This window comes from Eubacterium sp. MSJ-33, assembly GCF_022174665.1.
Lineage (GTDB): Bacteria > Bacillota > Clostridia > Lachnospirales > Lachnospiraceae > Coprococcus_C.
In genome coordinates, this window is the sequence record NZ_CP076562.1 from 2,852,229 (window position 1) to 2,872,001 (window position 19,773).

The 19,773-nt window shown below is 42.6% G+C and carries 21 protein-coding genes and 1 tRNA gene; 19 read left to right on the forward strand and 3 right to left on the reverse strand.

Annotated features, from left to right (window positions below; genetic code table 11):
• Positions 1-12 precede the first annotated feature (12 nt).
• Positions 13-639 (reverse strand): ATP-binding cassette domain-containing protein, encoded by a 627-nt coding sequence (locus tag KP625_RS13260; RefSeq protein ID WP_238298378.1) that lies wholly within the window; start codon positions 637-639, stop codon positions 13-15.
• 224 nt (positions 640-863) lie between these two features.
• Here KP625_RS13260 and KP625_RS13265 point away from each other — a divergent pair, with 224 nt between their 5' ends.
• Positions 864-2,732, forward strand: coding sequence for a methyl-accepting chemotaxis protein (locus KP625_RS13265; RefSeq protein ID WP_238298380.1), 1,869 nt, complete (start codon positions 864-866; stop codon positions 2,730-2,732).
• On the opposite strand, the gene KP625_RS13270 is transcribed toward KP625_RS13265, so the two are convergent.
• On the reverse strand, positions 2,733-3,005 hold the full coding sequence (locus KP625_RS13270) for a hypothetical protein (RefSeq protein WP_238298382.1): 273 nt from the start codon (positions 3,003-3,005) through the stop codon (positions 2,733-2,735).
• A gap of 161 nt (positions 3,006-3,166) precedes the next feature.
• Here KP625_RS13270 and tgt point away from each other — a divergent pair, with 161 nt between their 5' ends.
• The 6 genes from tgt (at position 3,167) to KP625_RS13300 (ending at position 8,668) form a co-directional block, all read left to right on the forward strand.
• Positions 3,167-4,300, forward strand: coding sequence for a tRNA guanosine(34) transglycosylase Tgt (gene tgt / locus KP625_RS13275; RefSeq protein WP_177969654.1), 1,134 nt, complete (start codon positions 3,167-3,169; stop codon positions 4,298-4,300).
• A 19-nt stretch (positions 4,301-4,319) separates the two neighbouring features.
• Positions 4,320-4,733, forward strand: coding sequence for a preprotein translocase subunit YajC (gene yajC / locus KP625_RS13725; protein WP_441316601.1), 414 nt, complete (start codon positions 4,320-4,322; stop codon positions 4,731-4,733).
• A gap of 168 nt (positions 4,734-4,901) precedes the next feature.
• A complete protein-coding gene (locus KP625_RS13285) occupies positions 4,902-5,594 on the forward strand; it encodes an iron-sulfur cluster assembly scaffold protein (protein WP_118374127.1) in 693 nt (230 codons plus the stop codon).
• Between the two features lie 19 nt (positions 5,595-5,613).
• Positions 5,614-6,624 (forward strand): GGGtGRT protein, encoded by a 1,011-nt coding sequence (locus KP625_RS13290; RefSeq protein ID WP_118374126.1) that lies wholly within the window; start codon positions 5,614-5,616, stop codon positions 6,622-6,624.
• Positions 6,625-7,210: 586 nt separating this feature from the next.
• Positions 7,211-7,615, forward strand: coding sequence for a DUF3592 domain-containing protein (locus tag KP625_RS13295; protein WP_238298384.1), 405 nt, complete (start codon positions 7,211-7,213; stop codon positions 7,613-7,615).
• Between the two features lie 348 nt (positions 7,616-7,963).
• On the forward strand, positions 7,964-8,668 hold the full coding sequence (locus KP625_RS13300; protein WP_238298387.1) for a DUF3592 domain-containing protein: 705 nt from the start codon (positions 7,964-7,966) through the stop codon (positions 8,666-8,668).
• 94 nt (positions 8,669-8,762) lie between these two features.
• Here the strand turns inward: KP625_RS13300 and KP625_RS13305 are convergent.
• A tRNA-Gly gene (locus KP625_RS13305) sits at positions 8,763-8,833 on the reverse strand.
• Between the two features lie 178 nt (positions 8,834-9,011).
• Here KP625_RS13305 and KP625_RS13310 point away from each other — a divergent pair.
• From KP625_RS13310 to atpG, 12 genes are all read left to right on the forward strand, one after another.
• A complete protein-coding gene (locus tag KP625_RS13310) occupies positions 9,012-10,502 on the forward strand; it encodes a GGDEF domain-containing protein (RefSeq protein ID WP_238298389.1) in 1,491 nt (496 codons plus the stop codon).
• 18 nt (positions 10,503-10,520) lie between these two features.
• Entirely contained in the window at positions 10,521-11,783 is a 1,263-nt protein-coding gene (locus KP625_RS13315) for an ABC transporter substrate-binding protein (protein WP_238298391.1), read from the forward strand.
• 72 nt (positions 11,784-11,855) lie between these two features.
• Positions 11,856-12,332 carry a hypothetical protein gene (locus KP625_RS13320; RefSeq protein ID WP_238298393.1) on the forward strand — a complete coding sequence of 159 codons (477 nt, stop codon included), beginning with the start codon at positions 11,856-11,858 and terminating at the stop codon, positions 12,330-12,332.
• A gap of 212 nt (positions 12,333-12,544) precedes the next feature.
• Positions 12,545-12,922, forward strand: a complete 378-nt coding sequence (locus KP625_RS13325) for a CidA/LrgA family protein (protein WP_021986289.1) — start codon at positions 12,545-12,547, stop codon at positions 12,920-12,922.
• The gene (locus KP625_RS13330) at positions 12,919-13,611 is read left to right on the forward strand and encodes an LrgB family protein (RefSeq protein WP_238298394.1); all 693 of its coding nucleotides are present in this window, start codon (positions 12,919-12,921) and stop codon (positions 13,609-13,611) included. The genes KP625_RS13325 and KP625_RS13330 overlap by 4 nt, the downstream gene beginning before the upstream one ends.
• 328 nt (positions 13,612-13,939) lie before the next feature.
• The gene (locus tag KP625_RS13335; RefSeq protein ID WP_177969223.1) at positions 13,940-14,512 is read left to right on the forward strand and encodes an AAA family ATPase; all 573 of its coding nucleotides are present in this window, start codon (positions 13,940-13,942) and stop codon (positions 14,510-14,512) included.
• A gap of 11 nt (positions 14,513-14,523) precedes the next feature.
• Complete coding sequence (locus KP625_RS13340) at positions 14,524-15,198, forward strand: FadR/GntR family transcriptional regulator (protein WP_177969222.1); 675 nt, start codon at positions 14,524-14,526, stop codon at positions 15,196-15,198.
• 158 nt (positions 15,199-15,356) lie between these two features.
• Positions 15,357-16,022, forward strand: coding sequence for a F0F1 ATP synthase subunit A (locus tag KP625_RS13345; RefSeq protein ID WP_441316605.1), 666 nt, complete (start codon positions 15,357-15,359; stop codon positions 16,020-16,022).
• A 20-nt stretch (positions 16,023-16,042) separates the two neighbouring features.
• Positions 16,043-16,267 carry an ATP synthase F0 subunit C gene (gene atpE, locus KP625_RS13350; protein ID WP_021986284.1) on the forward strand — a complete coding sequence of 75 codons (225 nt, stop codon included), beginning with the start codon at positions 16,043-16,045 and terminating at the stop codon, positions 16,265-16,267.
• Positions 16,268-16,291: 24 nt separating this feature from the next.
• Positions 16,292-16,777, forward strand: a complete 486-nt coding sequence (locus KP625_RS13355) for an ATP synthase F0 subunit B (RefSeq protein WP_177969221.1) — start codon at positions 16,292-16,294, stop codon at positions 16,775-16,777.
• Positions 16,774-18,822 carry a F0F1 ATP synthase subunit alpha gene (gene atpA / locus KP625_RS13360; protein ID WP_238298397.1) on the forward strand — a complete coding sequence of 683 codons (2,049 nt, stop codon included), beginning with the start codon at positions 16,774-16,776 and terminating at the stop codon, positions 18,820-18,822. The genes KP625_RS13355 and atpA overlap by 4 nt, the downstream gene beginning before the upstream one ends.
• Complete coding sequence (atpG, locus tag KP625_RS13365) at positions 18,823-19,773, forward strand: ATP synthase F1 subunit gamma (protein ID WP_238298398.1); 951 nt, start codon at positions 18,823-18,825, stop codon at positions 19,771-19,773.

The window sequence follows — 19,773 nt, forward strand, 5'->3', positions numbered from 1 at the left end:
AATTTCCCTTCGTTATCTTCGTAATAAATCAATATAGCTGGTTCCCTCCGGCAGCGCAGATGCGTTTGTAAGCGTTCCGTTTTGAAGTAGATAAACATGGCTGCAAAACTGGAACACAGCTTCTTCATGTGAAGCAATCAGAATCGAATTGCCGAGGCCGAGATAGTATTGCATAAACTGCAATGCATCCTGTTTGGCAGGAAGATCAAGTGCTGCAAATGGCTCATCCATCAAAAGAATTTGTGGATGTTCCAAAAGTGCACAGGCAAGACTTAGACGCTTTTTCATGCCGCCGGACATATTTTTCACAGGGGTATCAAGAAAATTCTGAATCCCAAGCTTGCATAATGGCGGGGTGGTTAATAAACTTAAAATCTCAGGCTTCTTTTTGTTTGTCCACATGCGGAGATTGTCAATTGGCTTTAATTCGTCAAAAAGCGGATTTTCCTGCGGGACATAGCCAAAACGGACTTTGGAACCGGCAGAATATTTTTTTGCGATACAGGAAAGCAGCGTGGATTTTCCGGAACCGTTAGCACCAAGAATCCCAATAGCACTTCCGTCTGGAACAACAAAGGAAATGTCGTTTAGTACCTGCTTTTTTCCGTAAGATTTTGATATATGTTCGATTTGAAACATAAGTGCTCCTTTATATATGCGTAACTGATACTATAAAAATAAGATAGCATTTTTATAGTAGTTATACAAGTAAAAAGCAAGGATATGTAGATTTTCTCTATAGACTTTAGAATGTAAATTTGTTATAATTTCAATAAATATGAGTATATATGTCGATCCGGGATGAGAGACAGAATATAGATATGACAGTGTAGAAAATACGATTGATACGAGGTGATAGATTCATGAATGGAACCAGATTAGCAAAAAAGAACGATTTAGCGGTGAAAGTGATGGCAGCATTTGCGATTGCCAAGATTATTGTACTAATCATTAATCATAAAACACAAAAAGGGTTTGTACCACTGCTGGTATTATTTGCTTTGTTTGCAGTTGGAAATGTTGTATTCCAGATAATCAATGACCGAAGCGAATTGACGAAGTTTACATCTATTACTGTATTTGCAGTGCTGGTAATTATTTCAGCGTTTGTATCCGGTTCTGTGATGGACGCACTTCCGGTTTTTATAGCAATCGGCATGTGTATTATTTATATGGATACATTACATATCCGAATCACCTGTGGAATCTCAACACTTGGTATTTTGATTCAGACGATTATTCAAATCGCAAATCATGGATTGGCATCATCCGTGACATGGGTAGAAATCCTGCTTTTGACGATTATCTTTACGATCGGTATTTTGATGGCATGTAACATTACTTTGCGGGAGCAGGAAACGGATCGTCAGGAAATCGAATATCATGTTGCTTATCAGGAAGAAATCACAGAGAACATGGTAAAGGTTGTGGATAATGGAAATGCACATATCGAACAGCTTCAGTCAAAGCTCGATAATTTTCAGGCTGCGACAGCAGAGGTTACGAAGTCTGTAGATGCGATTTCCACAGGCGTTACAGACACGGCAGAGAATATGGAAGTGTCAACAACGATGACACAGCAGATTCAGGATATTATTGATAACCTGATTGATGTCAAGGATAACACGGTACAGTCAACACAGAGAGCAATCGAATCCGTAAAGTCCGGTTTAGATATTATTGAAAGCTTGAAAGACAAATCCGATGATATCAATGTAGCGAATGAAGATGTGACCCGCGTATCCGAAGAACTCTGTGAGAAAATTCAGTCCGCAGAGGAAATCACACAGATTATCTATCAGATTTCAAGTCAGACAAACCTGCTTGCATTGAATGCAAGTATTGAGGCCGCACGTGCAGGTGAGCAAGGCCGTGGATTTGCTGTTGTTGCAGATGAGATTCGGAAGTTAGCGGATGATACAAGAAGTTCGATTGACAGTATCACACAGCTTCTGAAGGGCGTGACAGATCTTGCTAACCATACATCCGATCTGGTACGCCGGAGCGTAGCAGCGGTATCGGAGCAGGCAAAATATATCGAAGCGGCAGATGGAAGTTTTCAGACGATTGCAGGTGTAGTAGAAGAATTGTCCGGCGATATGAAGCAGCTTGATAAGATTTCCGGCAATCTGGATGCTTCCAATAATTCGATTATTGATGGTCTTGCCAATCAGCAGGCAGCAAGTGAGGAGATTGCAGCAAATGCACAGTCTTCGGCAGATCTTTGTGAGACAAACTTAAATGAGTTAAATGGCGTTATTGCCGAATTAAACGAGATTGCCAAGATTATCGGAAGTCTGCGGGCAGCAGATCTTGATGAGATCAACAAGATCCTGGAAGAGACAACGGTTCAGACTGATGAAAGCGGAGACCGGACGGATTATTCTGATTATTTTTCAGAGAATAATGGACAGGCGGCAGAGATTCCGACAATTGTATCTGCAGAAGAGACAGAATCAGAGGAAGCAAGTCAGACAGAAGCGGAAGAGAACGAATCAGAGGAAGCGGGTCAGACAGAGGCGGATGCGGTTGAAGAAACTCACGAAGATTCTGAGCCGGAAGAAGTTGAAATGAATGAAACATTTGAATCTTTGGAAGGTGCAGAAGATATTGGAATCGAAGAACATCAGGATGAAGAATCTGAAGATGAAGAAATAAGCGAGGATTCCGAACCGGAAGATGATATGGCATATGATGCGGATACAGACGAAGAAGACCCTGATATGGAGTAATCAGTAGTCTTCTTCGATGACCTGAAAGTCAAGATAATCAAAGTCGATGGATTCGATGAAATTATCCTGTGTGAATCGGGTTCTTGCATGACGGATAAAATCCTGCTGGTTGGATTTTAACCAGATAGGCTTCGCTAGATCAAAGGTGTAGCATAGCTCGTCAAGGGCGGCGTACACCTTTTTTGTACGCGTCATGGTATAGTCTTCAATACAAACGGTATGGTCTTTGATGAGACGGTTATCTTTCATTATTTTTCCCCAGATACGAAACATAGTATCACCTGCCTTGTTAGGATATAAGATAGAAGATATCTTATTGTATGTTGTATGTCACGGAGAATGAAAAGTTCATCTGTGTGACAGAATTATTATATCGGGCATAAGACAAAAAAACAAGCTAAGATAGCAAGCAATTTAAATAAAGGAGTAGCAGTATGAGTTACAAATTGATTACAAAAGACGGAAGTGCGAAGCGCGGAGCATTTACGACTCCCCACGGTGTGATCCAGACACCTGTCTTTATGAATGTTGGTACAGCCGCTGCGATTAAGGGTGCTGTATCGACAGAAGATCTGCAGACGATCGGTACACAGGTTGAGCTATCCAATACTTATCATCTGCATGTCAGACCAGGCGATGAAGTTGTGAAGAAGCTTGGTGGTCTGCACAAGTTTATGGTGTGGGACAAGCCAATTCTGACAGATTCCGGCGGATTTCAGGTGTTTTCCCTTGCAGGACTTCGTAAGATTAAGGAAGAAGGTGTCACTTTCCATTCCCATGTTGATGGACGTCTTATATTTATGGGACCGGAGGAGAGTATGCAGATTCAATCGAATCTTGCATCTACAATTGCAATGGCATTCGATGAGTGTGCACCGGCAAAGGCAGATCGTTCCTATATTCAACCATCGGTGGATCGTACAACACGCTGGTTGGAGCGATGCAAGCGTGAGATGCAGAGGCTGAACGGTCTGGAAGACACGATCAACAAACAACAGATGTTATTTGGCATTAATCAGGGAGGTATCATTGATGATATCCGTATTGAACATGCGAAGCGGATTACAGATATGGATCTGGACGGTTATGCGATTGGCGGTCTGGCAGTCGGTGAGACACATGCAGAGATGTATCGCATTATCGAGTCAGTTATGCCATATCTGCCGGAGAATAAGCCGACTTACCTGATGGGTGTCGGTACACCTGCGAATATATTAGAGGCGGTGGACCGGGGCGTTGATTTCTTTGATTGCGTATATCCGTCCCGTAACGGCAGACACGGACATGTCTATACGAATCATGGTAAGCTGAATCTGTTCAATGCAAAATATGAGTTGGATGAACGTCCGATTGAGGAAGGCTGTGGATGCCCGGCATGTAAGAAGTATTCAAGAGCCTATATCCGGCATCTGCTCAAAGCAAAGGAAATGCTTGGAATGAGATTTTGCGTCTTGCATAATTTATATTTTTATAATAATATGATGAAGGAGATTCGGGAGGCAATCGAGGAACATCGTTATAGTGAATATAAACGACAGAAATTGGAAGGCTTTCAAAATCAAGAATAAATAAAAGGAGTTTTAAGACATGTTATTAACATTACTGGAATCAACAGCAACAACAGCAAAGCAACCGGGTGGATTGTTCTGGGTTATCTACATTGTAATCTTAGTGGGATTCATGTGGTTGCTGATTATCCGTCCGCAGAAGAAGCAGAAGAAACAGATGGAAGATCTGCACAAGGCAATGGAACCGGGTGACAACATTATGACAACTGGTGGATTCTATGGCACAATCCTTGATATCGTAGATGATACAACGGTTATCGTAGAGTTTGGTAACAACAAGAATTGCCGTATTCCAATGCATAAGAATGCAATTGCAGAGATCGAAAAAGCCGGTTCTGCAGTCGTAAAGGACGAGGAAGAGGATACACCTGTAAAGGACGAGAAAAAAGAAGACAAAAAAGCAGATAAGAAGCTTGGAAAGACAAAGGAATAATACAGGTTTGTCATGAGAAATGCAGATACCAGCCATGTTTGCATATTCTTCAAAAAATGACAAAAAGGTGTAGACGAAATTATGACTTTGTGAGAAAATGTAGTTGATGGTGTTTCGTATGAAAGAAACATCTCTCTATAAAATTTTAAAATTGAAAGGAGTTCCACAATGATTTACACGAAGGAAGTTGAAAACATGTGCCCAGTAGCCAAGGGTGCAAAGCATGAGCCAGCTCCTATTCCTGAAGAAGGAAAGTGGGTACACTCAAAGAAGATTGAAGATATCTCTGGTTTTACACACGGTGTTGGCTGGTGCGCACCACAGCAGGGTGCTTGTAAACTTTCACTGAACGTTAAAGATGGCGTAATTGAAGAGGCTTTGGTTGAGACAATCGGTTGTTCCGGTATGACACATTCTGCAGCTATGGCAGCAGAGGTTCTGCAGGGTAAGACAATCCTTGAGGCTCTGAACACAGACCTTGTTTGTGATGCTATCAATACAGCTATGAGAGAGCTGTTCCTTCAGATTGTTTATGGTCGTACACAGAGTGCTTTCTCTGATGACGGTCTTGCAGTTGGAGCAGGTCTTGAGGATCTTGGTAAGGGCCTTCGTTCTCAGGTTGGTACAATGTACGCAACGAAGGAGAAGGGTGTTCGTTACCTTGAGATGGCTGAGGGCTATGTAACAGGTATCGCACTTGATGCAGATAACGAAGTAATCGGATACCAGTTCGTTTCTCTTGGAAAGATGACAGACTTCATTAAGAAGGGTGATGATCCTAACACAGCATGGGAGAAGGCAAAGGGTCAGTATGGCCGTGTTGCTGATGCAGTGAAGATTATCGATCCTAGACAGGAATAAGAGGAAAGGAGAAACGACAATGGCTTTATTTGAATCATATGAAAGAAGAATTGACCAGATTAACGCTGTATTGAACAGCTATGGTATCAGCTCTATCGAAGAAGCTGAGAAGATTACAAAGGACGCTGGACTTGATGTTTACGATCAGGTTAAGAAGATTCAGCCAATTTGTTTTGAGAATGCTTGCTGGGCTTACACAGTTGGTGCAGCAATCGCAATTAAGAAGGGTTGCAGAAGAGCAGCAGATGCTGCAGCAGCAATCGGTGAAGGACTTCAGTCTTTCTGTATCCCAGGTTCCGTTGCTGATCACCGTAAGGTAGGTCTTGGACATGGTAACCTTGGTAAGATGCTCCTTGAGGAAGAGACAGAGTGTTTCTGTTTCCTTGCAGGACATGAGTCATTCGCAGCTGCTGAGGGTGCAATCGGTATTGCAGAGAAGGCTAACAAGGTACGTCAGAAGCCACTTCGTGTTATCTTGAATGGTCTTGGTAAGGATGCAGCTCAGATTATCTCACGTATCAACGGATTTACATTTGTTGAGACAAAGTACGATTATAAGGCAGCTAAGCTGAACGTAGTATATGAGAAGCCATACTCAACAGGTCTTCGTGCAACTGTTAAGTGTTACGGTGCTGATGATGTTCAGGAAGGTGTTGCTATCATGCATCATGAGAACGTTGGTGTATCTATCACAGGTAACTCAACAAACCCAACACGTTTCCAGCATCCGGTAGCAGGTACATACAAGAAGGAATGTATCGAGCAGGGTAAGAAGTACTTCTCCGTAGCATCCGGTGGTGGTACAGGTCGTACACTTCACCCAGATAACATGGCAGCAGGTCCTGCTTCTTATGGTATGACAGATACTATGGGACGTATGCACAGTGATGCACAGTTCGCAGGTTCTTCATCTGTACCGGCTCACGTAGAGATGATGGGTCTGATCGGTATGGGTAACAACCCTATGGTTGGTGCTACTGTTGCAGTTGCAGTTTCCGTTGAGGAAGCAGCAAAGGCTGGTAAGTTCTAAATAAAAGGCTTAAAAGCTAGACTTTTCGGGCTATTCAGACTAGGTAATTCGGTCTGGATAGCCCTATTTTTGTGTCCGTAAGACACACACAAGTCGCACATAAGACACACACAACAAGTCGTACAAGTCACAAAGCCTGTAGACGGTGTAAGTTAGGGTGGTAGATGGTGAGTAATTAGATGATTGACTGATATTTATAAAGAAGGTCGTTATAATTGCAATGGACAGTGGGACTACATTATGGGCATATTCGTATGATGAAGGTTTTTAATATCTTGCATATGAAGAATTTTTATCGTTGTAAATAATATTTCAGCTATTTTTTCAATACATATTTCTCTTTTGTGAGTTGCATAAATGCGGTATAATAATACCATTATAAAGTATGTTAATAGTATGCTACATATTATTCCAATTAAATATTGAATACATTGGAAATATCAGATATGTGTCACAAAGCAGAAGAACCTATTTATATCACAAAAGCATGGCATTTAAATTAAGAATTGCAGAACATGCCAAGGAACTGCTGGATATCTTGGTTTATTATTTAAAATTAACAATTTATTGAAAGGATAAAAGTGTTATGGATAAAACTTTAATGATAATATCAGCATTTTTAGGATTATTTTTAATTTTATTTTTTATAATAATGAGATTTTCAAAATCAAAATGCAGTAAGAAAATAGAAGCAACGTACTTGAAATATAACAGTTATACAAGTAATGGCGGACGTGGATGGGTAACCAATTATGCCCCTGTCTTTAGATATAATTATAATGGAGAAGAGTATACTAATCAATCACTCCAATTATTATCTAAAAACAAGATACAAGAATTTATATCTGGAAATAGTTATACTATAATTATAAATGAAAAAAAGCCTAGTAGGTTTATCTTATATAAGAAGATAGAATTTACTGAAATATTGATATTATTAATGGGAATATTTTTCCTTTTAGTCGTTGTATTAAGTATAATGATTAAATAAAGAAGCAGAAAATAAGCTTAGTTGATAATCTAAAAGGAGATATTAGGGGGGTAACATATGATTTGTAAATATTGTAATGCATAAATTGATAACAATGAAAGGATTTGCCCTAACTGTGGTAAATTATTGCAGAATGTAGAGATTCATACCTTGCCAAGAAAGGGTATCGAGAGGCAGTTGTGCCACAGATGAACTATATTATTATTTTTGATGTGAGAGAAGATGTTGTAAATGTAGTTGGTATTTTCCATCAGTTAGAGAATTATCAAAATAAATTGTAATATTTTAATATGAACGAAAGCATTTAATCCCAAATTTATTGTGTATTTTGAGAAGGGGGAGAAAAAGATGTCATTAAAGCTAAAAGATGCAGATCCGGTACAGCGTATGAAAGATATGCAGGAAGAATTAAAAGATCCTTCACTGGGGGAGTTCAGTGATTTGGAGCAGGATCCATATGTAATTGAAACAACAAGGATAACTCCGATTGAGAAGCTTGTATATCAACCGGATGGAAAACTTACATCTTCATCGGATGGAAATCCATATATTATGACAGAGGAACAACAAGCACAGCTTTTCGGAGAAAATGCCGGTGACAAAGAGATTAGAAAAAAATTTGTCCGTAAAGAAGTGATGAGTGTTATGATTTTCGGATTGATTTTGCTATTCTTTGGGCTTGGAATGTCTGTGCATAATAAACTTTTTCTTAGAAAAGCAGATACGGTTCAAGGGGAGATAACTCGTATTTACCACCATAGATCAACAAACAAGGTGTATGTATCTTACGAAGTGAATGGGAAGTCTTATACCGGATTGTATCATGATGATAATGTTGGTGAGATAGAGGGACAAAAAGTAACGGTATACTATGATCCGGAAAACCCGAAGAAAATCGCAGATGGAAGAATCATTTCAAAGTATTGTGTGTTTTTTGTCGGTGTAGGCGCAGCTATGTTCCTGATTGGAGGCTATCTCGTATTCTGGATGAATCAGAATCCGGATAAGGGGATGGAAAAATATGATAGGTTATTTCAGAATAGAGGAGAATAAGCAAAATTATAAGAAGAGGCACCTTAACCGGTGCCTCTTCTTATATAATACAACAAATTAATTTCAAAATGGTAGTATCTAAATAAAAACTAAAAGCAGGTAACGGGAATCGAACCCGCCTATCCAGCTTGGGAAGCTGGTGTTCTACCAATGAACTATACCTGCAATAAAGTAAATATAGTACAGACAGGCACGAAAGTCAAGCACCGGATTGCTTAGGAGAATGTCTGATTGTAGCGGATTTTCAAGGAAATGCAACAAAAAGGGTTATTGTAAATCGCGGATTCCTATATTATAATATTCCATTATGCTGAAATCAGATCTGGAAGGAGTAAGTTAGGAAATGTCTTTTAACAATAATACAAAGACAGATATTCAGATAAGAAGATTCACATTTCGGATTGTCATTGTGTTTTTGCTTGCCATAACAGCTGCAACAGGAACTATCACTTTGATCCTGACAAGAAAATCCTCCCGGGAAATGAAATCAAAGGTTGTAAAACTGATACAGGCAAACACCCAATTGCAGATATCAAATCTCAATCAGTATCTGGGAAGAATCGAAGATACCGCAGCATTGCTGTTCTCGGACGATGTCTATTGTGAGTATGATGCAACGAAAGAGGGGCAGGATGCATTCGAGAAGATACAGCAGGAAACAGCGATTGAAAAACGTTTGCAGGATATTAATATTCTTCAGAACTTCTCTGATTTTGGAATTGTTTACGCAGATGATTCATCGCTTGGTGCAATATCAAATACGACGCTTGGACTGTTCCCGGATGGTGGACTTTATGCGTATCTGGAAGGGCATATTACAGACGAGAGAAAAGAGTCCGGCTGGTTTTTCGATTATGAGCGTTGTTATGACCGGCTGTATTACGTAAAAAAGTTGAATGAGCATGCAATCATTGTGGCAGCATTTTATAGCTGGGAACTGAGCCAGTCTTTTACAGATATGGAGGATGTGCCGGGGATGCAGAGCTATCTTGTGGATTCGGCGCATTCGATCGTCTATGCTGAATCAGGAGAGATACTTGGACGGAATGCTGAAGATGTCTGGAACGATCTGCCGGATGGATATAGCAATTACTGGATTATAGACGACAAAGAAGTTGTAGTAGTTGGAACCTGCAGGAACGACTGGCAGGTAATATGTGTGGCTCCGGAGAACGTGTTATTTGCAGAACAGGTCAGAATCAACCAGTTTGCCATAATTGTATATATTATTATGCTTGTGGTTGCCGTGTCAGCGGCAGGAATCCTGTATTCACAGGTGGCAGTAAAGGATGGCGTGCTTTCGCAGATCAGGCAGAAAGCAGATTACGATCAGCTGACAAATGTGTTGAACAAGCAATCATTCCGTGATCTGATAGATACAAAGCTTGGACATGCAGGGGAAGGAACCAAGCATATCTGCATGATGCTGGATATGGATAATTTTAAGATGGTAAATGATACATATGGGCATCAGGAAGGGGATAAATTTCTTAAGAAATCCGTAGCAATCTTCCGGGAAACTCTTGGAACACAGGCAATTATCGGACGTATGGGCGGAGATGAGTTTGCGGTGTATATTCCGTATGAACATGAGGAGGAGACCGTTATACGGGAGGAGGTTGCCCGGAGGCTGGATGCACTTTTGGCTGCATTTCATAAGCAGTTTGATACACAATATGAATCGTGTAAAGTCTCACTTTCAGCAGGAATCTGTCTGATAATTGCGGGAGATGGAATGAAACCTGGATTCGAGGGAGCTTATCAGATGGCGGATCGTGCGCTATACGTATCAAAAGAAAACGGAAAACATCAGTACAATTGGTATGAGGATTAATTGGCAGACATGAGGTACATGGGAAAAATGAAAAATAAATATCGTGGGATCGGCATCTGTCTTGTTTTATGTATGATTTTCTTATCCGGTTGTTCCGGAAAAAGTAAACCGGTAGTCTACGAATCTACAACGGAGATTACCTACTCCTGGTGGGGAAATGATGACCGGCATCAGTACACACTACAGGCGTTGGATATATTTACAGAGCAAAACCAGGGACAGATAGAGGTACAGGCAAAATACGGAAGCTGGGGAGGATACGAGAACAAAATGCATATTTATATGCGCTCCCACAATGCACCGGATGTGATGCAGATTAATTATGCGTGGCTGTCGGAATATGTAGATGAAGAAAATGGCTTTTATAACTTGTATGATCTGAAAGACATCATTCACCTGGAGAATTACACTCCGGAGGAGCTTGCTTATGGGGAAGTGGACGGAAAACTGTATGCTGTTCCGATTTCATTTAACACACCAATGTTTTATTTTAATAAGACGCTTTACACATCGTATGGACTAGAAATCCCGAAGACGTGGGATGACCTTTTTGCAGCGGCTAAGGTTATGAGCCGGGATGGAATCTATCCACTGGGAACGACAAAAAAACAACTCTTTCTGATGCTGGTCGCATATCTTGAACAGATAACGGGAAGGGAGTCCGTGAAAGCAGATGGGTCATTGCAGCTGACGAAAGAGGATATTGCATTTATGCTTGATTTCTACAAGCGTCTGATTGATGAAGATGTGTTGATGCCAATTGACTCCTTTAATCGAAATGCATTTTCAACAGGAAAGGCAGCGGGAACGCTTGCGTGGATCAGTGATGCAGCAAATTATTGTACACCATTGGAAGAGAACGGTGCGGAGGTTATTGTAGGCGATTATCTGCAGGATGCGGATGCGAAGAAATTCGGATGGTGTGTAAAACCGGCTACGATGTATGCTATCAGCTCAACAACGGAGTATCCGGAGGAAGCGGCAAAGCTTCTGGAGTTTCTGCTTAATAGCAGGGATATGGCACAGTTGCAGGGAACCGAAAAAGGTATTCCAATCAGTGACGCGGCAAAGACAGCACTGCAGGAAACACAAAAGCTCAGCGGTTATGAGAAACAGGCAGATGACATGCGTGAAAATTACGCAGACCGGCTGGAGATATTGCAGCCGGTATTGGAGAATGAAAGTGTCTATGATGGATTTAAGGTCAATTCGGACTATTATATCTATGATAAGCTTTCTGAAGATGAAGTAGTAGAAAAAATATATGAGGCGGTTTACTGATATCATGGAAATCAATATAGAGTGATTTCATGGATTGTTACAGAAGAATACAGAGAAGGAAGGATGAACAAAGTGGCATATAAAAGCGTAGATGAGTTAGAACATTTCCGATTTGACGATTGTCAGATCGACACATTTACAGTGACAGAAAACGGTGTGGAGCTTATGGTGGAAGCACTGATTGTAAAGGCGGATAACAGCCAGAATACAAATTATACCGAGAGTTATGCAGGCACGACGAAGATTCGTATCTCAGATGGAAAGCTGATCCGGTGTGTGCGTGATGGCTACAAGTATTATGATGCAAATGATGTGCTGCAGTCGGAGGTTCCTGACTACGAGCTTTCCGTGGTGGAGACAGCAGAATTTCCAAAGAGTTGCGCGGGGGCATATCTCTTTGAGATGAAGCAGGATGTGGATGGATACGTGCTTGGAATCGAATTTGTGGATCCGGAAGATCAGACTGTCGGTAATTCTTATCAGGTTTATGTGACAGGCACGCAGGTTGCGGTGCTGTGGGAACAATATATGAACCGGGTGCAGTCATAATGCAGACGGAAATACCGGTGAGATGATTATTCCCAATAAAGATACTGTGCAGGTAAGTCGTTTCAAGTATTGAAAATGTAGAAAATTTTGCTTTTATTTTAGAAAAGATGTAGCAAAATTCATAATTGACAATTAAAAAAGTATAAGTATAATATTGGTAGTACCAAAGTGGTGCTACCAATTTGCTTTTTATAGGAGTTAAGAGAATCATTATGAAATACTTACGACAGTTTTTGCTAATCTTGTTTATCTCCTTTTTAGGAGAGTTGTTAAAATACTTCCTGCCATTGCCGATTCCGGCGAGCATCTACGGCATGGTGATTTTATTTATCGGATTGCTCAGTGGGATCATTAAGCTGGATGCGGTAAAGGATGTCGGGAAATTCCTGATCGAGATCATGCCGGTCATGTTTATACCGGCAGGGGTTGGTCTGATGGCATCATGGGGGACATTGAAACCGGTGTTAGTACCGGTCAGTGTGATCACGGTTGTAGCACTCGTTGCGGTTATGGGTGCAACCGGACGTGTATCCCAATGTGTGATCAAGAAATCCAAAGCAAAAGAAAAGGCAAAGGAGCAGGAGATATGAAAGAGTTATTCCAGACGTCCATGTTCGCAGGCGTGACACTCAGTCTGCTTGCATATCTGGCAGGTTTATTATTAAAGAAAAAGTTTAAGCTTGGAATCTTCAATCCATTGCTTATCTCGATAATCCTTACGATCATCGTGCTTGTATGTGCGCATATTGATTATGACACGTACAACAAGGGTGCCGTGTATTTAAGCTGGTTTCTGACACCGGCTACGGTCTGCCTGGCAATTCCGCTGTATGAGCAGTGGCAGTTACTAAAGCGGAATGTCAAAGCCGTGATGCTTGGAATCACGGCAGGCGTACTTACGAGTCTGACGACGGTATTTGTACTGTCGAAGCTCATGGGACTTACCCATCAGGAATATGTCACGATGCTTCCGAAGTCCATTACGACAGCCATCGGTATGGGAGTATCGGAAGAACTTGGCGGTTATGTGACGATTACGGTTGCGGTTATCGTTGTAACAGGTGTGATTGGCAACATCCTAGGCGAGTTCATATGTAAGCTCTTCCGTATTACGGAACCAATCTCCAAGGGACTTGCACTTGGGTCTTCATCCCATGCAATCGGTACAGCCAAGGCAATCGAGATGGGTGAAGTGGAAGGTGCGATGAGCAGTCTGGCAATCGCCGTCACCGGAATCCTGACCGTTGTACTCGCATCTGTCTACGCGAATTTCATGTAAGGAAGGCAAAAGGATATAATTGATAATTACACGTCAAGGATTATGAATGTGAAATGCATATATTTTAATATTAATTCGTGAAATATGCATATGTTTGAAACTTAGAAGTTCTTAGTGTTCTGTGAGTTATTCAGCAATGTTTGAACACGATGTTCAAACAAGCCGCCACTGAGCCATGGATGGCGAATTGGCGGTGGTTGCGTGAGAAAATGATGTGTATATCAGAACAGTTAGAACTTCTTAGTTTCAATACATCGCATATGAAATGAAATAATATTAAAATATATGTATCACAACATATGCAATTAGGAATTAGGAGGTGTTCGTTATGATTATTACGATAGGTAGAAAATGTGGCTGCTGCGGCGACGAGATCGGTCATGCGTTGGAACAGATCTATCATATTCCATTTTATGATCGGTCGGTCATCTCAGAGCTTGCAAAAGGGTATGGAATGTATGACCGGTATCCGGATTTCTATGGGGAAACCCCGATGGATACACTGATGTACACGATATCCCAGACAGAGAGCGAAAGTGTGTTTTATGAGACACCGAAGAAAGCATTGACCGGAATCCTGGAGGGAAAAAACTGTATTATTTTAGGTCGATGTGGTGATTATGTATTTAAGGACCGGAAGGATAAGCTTGCAATCTTCCTGACCGGGGATGATGCGATGCGGATCGAGTCGATCGCGAAGAAGCATGGAATCCCGGAGCGCCAGGCGAAGAAGCTTGTACAGACAACCGATGAACGCCGGGCGGCATACCACAAATATTATACCGGGGAGACATGGGGCATGGCAGAAAACTATGACCTGTGCCTGAATGTCTCGAAGCTTGGTACGGCAGGTACGATCGCAATGATTGAGCAATATATCAGACAGACTGGGTTAGAGTAGGTGATGAGAAAATGGAGAAACAGACAACACAGGAATATGAAAAAGCAATCGCCTATATCATAGACCGGATCAAGGAAGGTTCCCTGCAGCTAGGCAGCAAGCTTCCGCCGGAACGAAGGATTGCCGAGGAGCTTGGCATCGGCAGAAATTCCATCCGGGAAGCAATCAGTATCCTGCATGGCATGGGACTGATCGAACGGGTACAGGGTTCTGGCAATTATGTGTCAAAGCATGTGGGCGAGTCTATCCGCCAGTCGCTTACGGTGATGCTGGCACTCGGAACGATTACGAAAGAGGAAATATTTGAATTCCGGCGGGTGATGGAGAAGGCAGTCTGCTCGAATCTGATTGTGAAAGGACTATCCTATGAATATGCGTCAATCTTAGAGACAAAACTGGAAGAGATGAAATTGTTCGATGGCAAAGATCTGACCGATGTGGACAAGGAGTTTCATGACACCCTGATTCACGCAACAGGAAATCACCTGTGGGCAGTTTTGATGGAGGCGGTGACCGATGCATACCGGGATTGGATCAACTATGTAATCGAGCTTGCTGATGAACCGGTGCGGGCGAAACTACTGCAATGCCATGAAGACATTTACCAAAATCTCGTACAGAAAAATGAGCCTGCTATGCTTTTGGCAATTGACAGGCATTATGATTTGATAGAACAGATGGTTTAATTATGTTAAAAATGCTAAAATAACAATCTGTTTGGGTTGTTTTTTTATAGAAAAATACGTTTTACTTTCGACAAAAAAAGGTATACACTTTTCCTTGGGTAGAAAGGATAAAACGAGAAAAGGAGATGGTTTTTTTGGAAGATCTTGCAAAAGACCTGATGGAAGAACTGAACTGTGAGACCGTCTTTACGATTCCAATCTTCGGTGGTATCGACGTATCGGAATCTGTGGTCGTAACATGGATTATCATGGCAGTGCTAGTTCTTGTGGCAATCATCCTGACAAGAAACATGAAGATTGATCACATCAGCAAACGTCAGGCAATCGCAGAGACGATTGTTACAAAGCTGACCGGTATGGTGGAGGATATGATCGGACCGGAAGGAAAAGCATATGTCCCATATCTGACAACCGTATTGCTGTATATCGGTGTATCAAACATTATTGGGTTGTTTGGATTCAAGTCCCCAACGAAAGATTTAAATGTCACGATCGCACTTGCGGTTATGAGCATCGTCTTAGTTGAGGCGGCAGGTATTTACCATCTGGGTGTGAAGAAGTGGCTGCATAAGTTCGTAGAACCGATTGCAATCGTTACTCCGATCAATATTTTAGAGGTATTTACACGTCCATTGTCACTGTGCATGCGACTTTTTGGTAACGTGCTTGGTGCATTTGTAATTATGGAACTGATCAAGATGGTTGTTCCGGTTGTTCTGCCGGCAGTCTTTTCTTTGTATTTTGATCTGTTTGATGGATTGTTGCAGGCATATGTATTTGTATTTTTGACATCACTGTATATCAGTGAAGAGATTGAACAATAAACGAAAAGGAGATAATTAGTATGGGTACAATAATCGCAATTGGTGCAGGTATTGCAGTTTTAGGAGCGCTTGGCGCAGGTATTGGTATCGGTATTGCAACCGGTAAGGCAGCAGAGGCAATCGCAAGACAGCCGGAGGCAGAAGGTAAGATCAACAAGACATTGATTCTTGGTTGTGCACTTGCAGAGGCAACCGCTATTTACGGTTTCGTTATCGCACTTATGATCATAGTAATGTTGAAGTAATCACAGGAAAGGCAGGGTGGTAACATGCTCCGAGTAGATTGGAATTTATTACTTACCATAATCAATCTGCTGCTTTTGTTCGTGTTGATGCGGATTTTCCTGTTTAAGCCGGTACAGAAGATTATTGCTGCGCGTCAGGCGGAAGCGGACAGACAGTTCAAGGAAGCGGACGAGAGCAAGCAGGCGGCAGAGGAAGCAAGAAAGCAGTATGAGGCGAGTCTTGCAAATGCGGAGGAAGCCAAGAAGCAGGTGCTTCAGGAGGCAAGACAGACCGCAGATGCAGAATATAAGCGGATTGTATCAGATGCTGAAAAGACCGCAAAGCAGGTAAAGGAAGATGCAATCACAGATGCAGAGAACCAGAAGGCACAGATACTTAAAAAAGCAGAAAAAGATATTGCCGATATGGTTGTCGATGCAACGGTCAAGATTGTTGGAGAGAAAAAAGGTGCAGACGTGGATAACGCGCTGTACGACAAATTTTTAGATAAAGCAGGTGATGAAACGTGATTCGAGCAGCGAAGGACTATGCAGCGGATTTGAAGCTCGTTGAAAACGCGAAGTCAAATCTGCAGAGCGTAAAGGATATTTTAGAAGCAGTTCCACAGATCGGTGTGGAGTTTGAAGATCCAACCGTGTCGTTAGAGAAGAAGCATCTGGTGATTGACCGGGTATTCCCGAAGGAGATCCGGAACTTCTTAAAAGTGTTGTGTGACAATGGCGACTTCGGATTGTTAGATGAGATCGAGCAGGCATACATGGAGCTGACGAAGACACCGGAGAAGGTGGAAGCGCAGGCAGAGCTTACGTATGTGACACCGCCGACATCAGAGCAGATGGAACGGATTCGTTTGTTTCTTGCAAAGGAATGTAACAATCCGGACATCAAGATCGTTGGTAAGGAAGATGCATCCATCAAGAGTGGATTCATCATCCGTGTTGGAAACAAAGAGTACGACTGGAGCGAGCAGGGACGTATCGACCAGCTGCAGAAGCATATCAACCAGTCACTTTCCGGCAAGAAGCTTGCAACGGTCAGCGAGGAGAGCATCATTTCTATCCTGCGTGCCGATATCGCAGATTTCGAGCTGGCGGCAAAGGATAAGGAAATCGGTGTTGTAAACTGGGTTGGTGATGGTATCGCGAATGTCGATGGTATCGACCATGCATTTTATGGTGAGATCGTTCTCTTTGACTGTGGAGTCAAAGGCATGGTACAGGACGTAAGACGGGATGAAATCGGTGTTATCCTGTTTGGTCGTGATACGGAGATTAAGGAAGGCAGCCGTGTCGTTCGTACCGGTAAGATGGCTGGTATCCCGGTTGGAGATGCATTTCTTGGAAGAATCGTAGATGCACTTGGTGCTCCGATTGACGGACAGGGTGACATCGCACAGGATGGTTACCGCCCAATCGAGAACCCTGCACCAAGTATTGTAGACCGTAAATCCGTATCGGTTCCTATGGAGACCGGTATTCTGTCAATTGATTCGATGTTCCCGATCGGTCGTGGACAACGTGAGTTGATCATCGGTGACAGACAGACAGGTAAGACTTCAATCGCGATGGATACGATCTTAAACCAGAAGGGTAAGGATGTTGTCTGTGTCTATGTCGCAATCGGACAGAAGGCATCGACAATTGCGAAGTTAGTGAATACATTGAAGAAAAATGATGCGCTGGATTATACAATCGTTGTTGCAGCAACGGCATCCGATCCGGCACCGTTGCAGTATATCGCACCATATGCAGGTACAGCACTTGCAGAGTATTTTATGTATCAGGGCAAGGATGTTCTGATCGTCTATGATGATCTGTCCAAGCATGCGGTTGCCTACCGTGCAATCTCACTTTTGCTGGAGCGTTCACCGGGACGTGAGGCATATCCGGGTGATGTATTCTATCTGCACTCAAGATTGCTGGAGCGTTCTTCCCGTGTGACAGCCGAGGCTGGCGGCGGAAGTATTACCGCACTTCCAATCATTGAGACACAGGCAGGCGATGTGTCTGCATACATCCCGACAAATGTTATTTCTATCACAGATGGACAGATTTATCTGGAAAGCGAGTTGTTCTTTGCAGGTCAGCGCCCGGCCGTCAATGTCGGACTTTCCGTATCCCGTGTCGGTGGTGCGGCGCAGACAAAGGCGATGAAGAAAGCAGCCGGAAGTATCCGTATCGATCTGGCACAGTATCGTGAGATGGAAGTGTTCACACAGTTTTCTTCCGATCTGGACGAGAACACGAAGAAACAGCTGGCACATGGACGTGCACTGATGGAGCTTTTGAAGCAGCCACTTGGCCGTCCGTTTACGATGGCAGAGCAGGTTATCACATTGGTTGCTGCCAATGCACATGTATTCAGTGATCTTCCGGTTGAGAAGATTAAGGCATTCCGTCTTGGACTGCTGGATGATTTTGCAAAGAATCATGCAGATATTATCGGTCGTCTGGATTCTTCGAAGGATCTGGCAGACGATGTGAAGGATGCAATTATACAGGCAGCAAATGAATATAAGCAGAGGAGTCTGGAAGACGAAAACGGAGGGAATTAAATGGCGAATGCAAGAGAAATTTCCACACGTATCAAAAGTATCCAGGACACGATGAAGATCACGAAGGCAATGTATATGATGTCTTCCATGAAGCTTCGGAAAGCAAGACAGAAGCTGGAGAGTACAGAACCTTACTTCTATGGATTGCAGGAGCAGATTGCAGATATTCTGTTACATTTCCCGGACATGCAGCATCTGTTTTTTGATAACCGTGGCAAGGATCTGCAGGAGACAACCAAGCGACGGGCGTTTATCGTCATAACAGGCGACAAAGGCATGGCAGGTGCATACAACCACAATGTGTTAAAAGAGGCACAGAAGATGGTCGATGAGGCGGATTCCTACCGCTTGTTTGTAGTCGGTGAGCTGGGACGGCATTTCTTCTCTTCACAGGGATATACGCTCGAAGAGGGATTCTGCTATTCGGCGAACAACCCTTCTATCCATCGTGCACGTATGATTACAGAGCGCATCGTGGAGTTATATAAAGCGGAAGAATTTGACGAGGTATATGTTGTCTATACGAAGATGGTAAACAGCATGAAGGAAGAGGTTGAAGTGCAGGAGATCCTGCCACTCAAGACGCATGAGTTTATCAAGAAGGAATTGCTCGAAGATTCCCAGAAGGGATTAGGAAACAGTGACCGTGAGGCCGCGGAGCAATCCGATGACTGGTTTTTGATTTATCCATCTCCGAAGAAGGTTTTGGAGAAATTGGTGTATAACTATGTAACAGGTTTTATGTATGGTGTTCTTGTTGAGGGCTCGGCAAGTGAGGAAAATGCCAGAATGATGGCGATGCAGGCGGCAACGGACAATGCACAGGCAATGCTGCATGAACTTTCAATCGAGTTTAACCGTGTGCGCCAGGCAGCAATCACACAGGAAATCACCGAGGTGATCGGTGGAGCCAAGGCACTCAAGAAGAAAAAGAAGAAACAAGCGAGGTGA

What these genes read in the sequence shown, in the direction of transcription:
- atpG (WP_238298398.1), top strand. Translation starts at nt 18,823, where the DNA reads ATGGCGAATGCAAGAGAAATTTCCACACGTATCAAAAGTATCCAGGAC.
- KP625_RS13330 (WP_238298394.1), top strand. Translation starts at nt 12,919, where the DNA reads ATGAAAGAGTTATTCCAGACGTCCATGTTCGCAGGCGTGACACTCAGT.
- KP625_RS13300 (WP_238298387.1), top strand. Translation starts at nt 7,964, where the DNA reads ATGTCATTAAAGCTAAAAGATGCAGATCCGGTACAGCGTATGAAAGAT.
- KP625_RS13335 (WP_177969223.1), top strand. Translation starts at nt 13,940, where the DNA reads ATGATTATTACGATAGGTAGAAAATGTGGCTGCTGCGGCGACGAGATC.
- KP625_RS13355 (WP_177969221.1), top strand. Translation starts at nt 16,292, where the DNA reads ATGCTCCGAGTAGATTGGAATTTATTACTTACCATAATCAATCTGCTG.
- KP625_RS13285 (WP_118374127.1), top strand. Translation starts at nt 4,902, where the DNA reads ATGATTTACACGAAGGAAGTTGAAAACATGTGCCCAGTAGCCAAGGGT.
- KP625_RS13325 (WP_021986289.1), top strand. Translation starts at nt 12,545, where the DNA reads ATGAAATACTTACGACAGTTTTTGCTAATCTTGTTTATCTCCTTTTTA.
- yajC (WP_441316601.1), top strand. Translation starts at nt 4,320, where the DNA reads ATGTTATTAACATTACTGGAATCAACAGCAACAACAGCAAAGCAACCG.
- KP625_RS13295 (WP_238298384.1), top strand. Translation starts at nt 7,211, where the DNA reads ATGGATAAAACTTTAATGATAATATCAGCATTTTTAGGATTATTTTTA.
- KP625_RS13265 (WP_238298380.1), top strand. Translation starts at nt 864, where the DNA reads ATGAATGGAACCAGATTAGCAAAAAAGAACGATTTAGCGGTGAAAGTG.
- KP625_RS13270 (WP_238298382.1), bottom strand. Translation starts at nt 3,005, where the DNA reads ATGTTTCGTATCTGGGGAAAAATAATGAAAGATAACCGTCTCATCAAA.
- KP625_RS13340 (WP_177969222.1), top strand. Translation starts at nt 14,524, where the DNA reads ATGGAGAAACAGACAACACAGGAATATGAAAAAGCAATCGCCTATATC.
- KP625_RS13290 (WP_118374126.1), top strand. Translation starts at nt 5,614, where the DNA reads ATGGCTTTATTTGAATCATATGAAAGAAGAATTGACCAGATTAACGCT.
- KP625_RS13260 (WP_238298378.1), bottom strand. Translation starts at nt 639, where the DNA reads ATGTTTCAAATCGAACATATATCAAAATCTTACGGAAAAAAGCAGGTA.
- KP625_RS13345 (WP_441316605.1), top strand. Translation starts at nt 15,357, where the DNA reads ATGGAAGAACTGAACTGTGAGACCGTCTTTACGATTCCAATCTTCGGT.
- KP625_RS13310 (WP_238298389.1), top strand. Translation starts at nt 9,012, where the DNA reads ATGTCTTTTAACAATAATACAAAGACAGATATTCAGATAAGAAGATTC.
- KP625_RS13315 (WP_238298391.1), top strand. Translation starts at nt 10,521, where the DNA reads ATGGGAAAAATGAAAAATAAATATCGTGGGATCGGCATCTGTCTTGTT.
- atpE (WP_021986284.1), top strand. Translation starts at nt 16,043, where the DNA reads ATGGGTACAATAATCGCAATTGGTGCAGGTATTGCAGTTTTAGGAGCG.
- tgt (WP_177969654.1), top strand. Translation starts at nt 3,167, where the DNA reads ATGAGTTACAAATTGATTACAAAAGACGGAAGTGCGAAGCGCGGAGCA.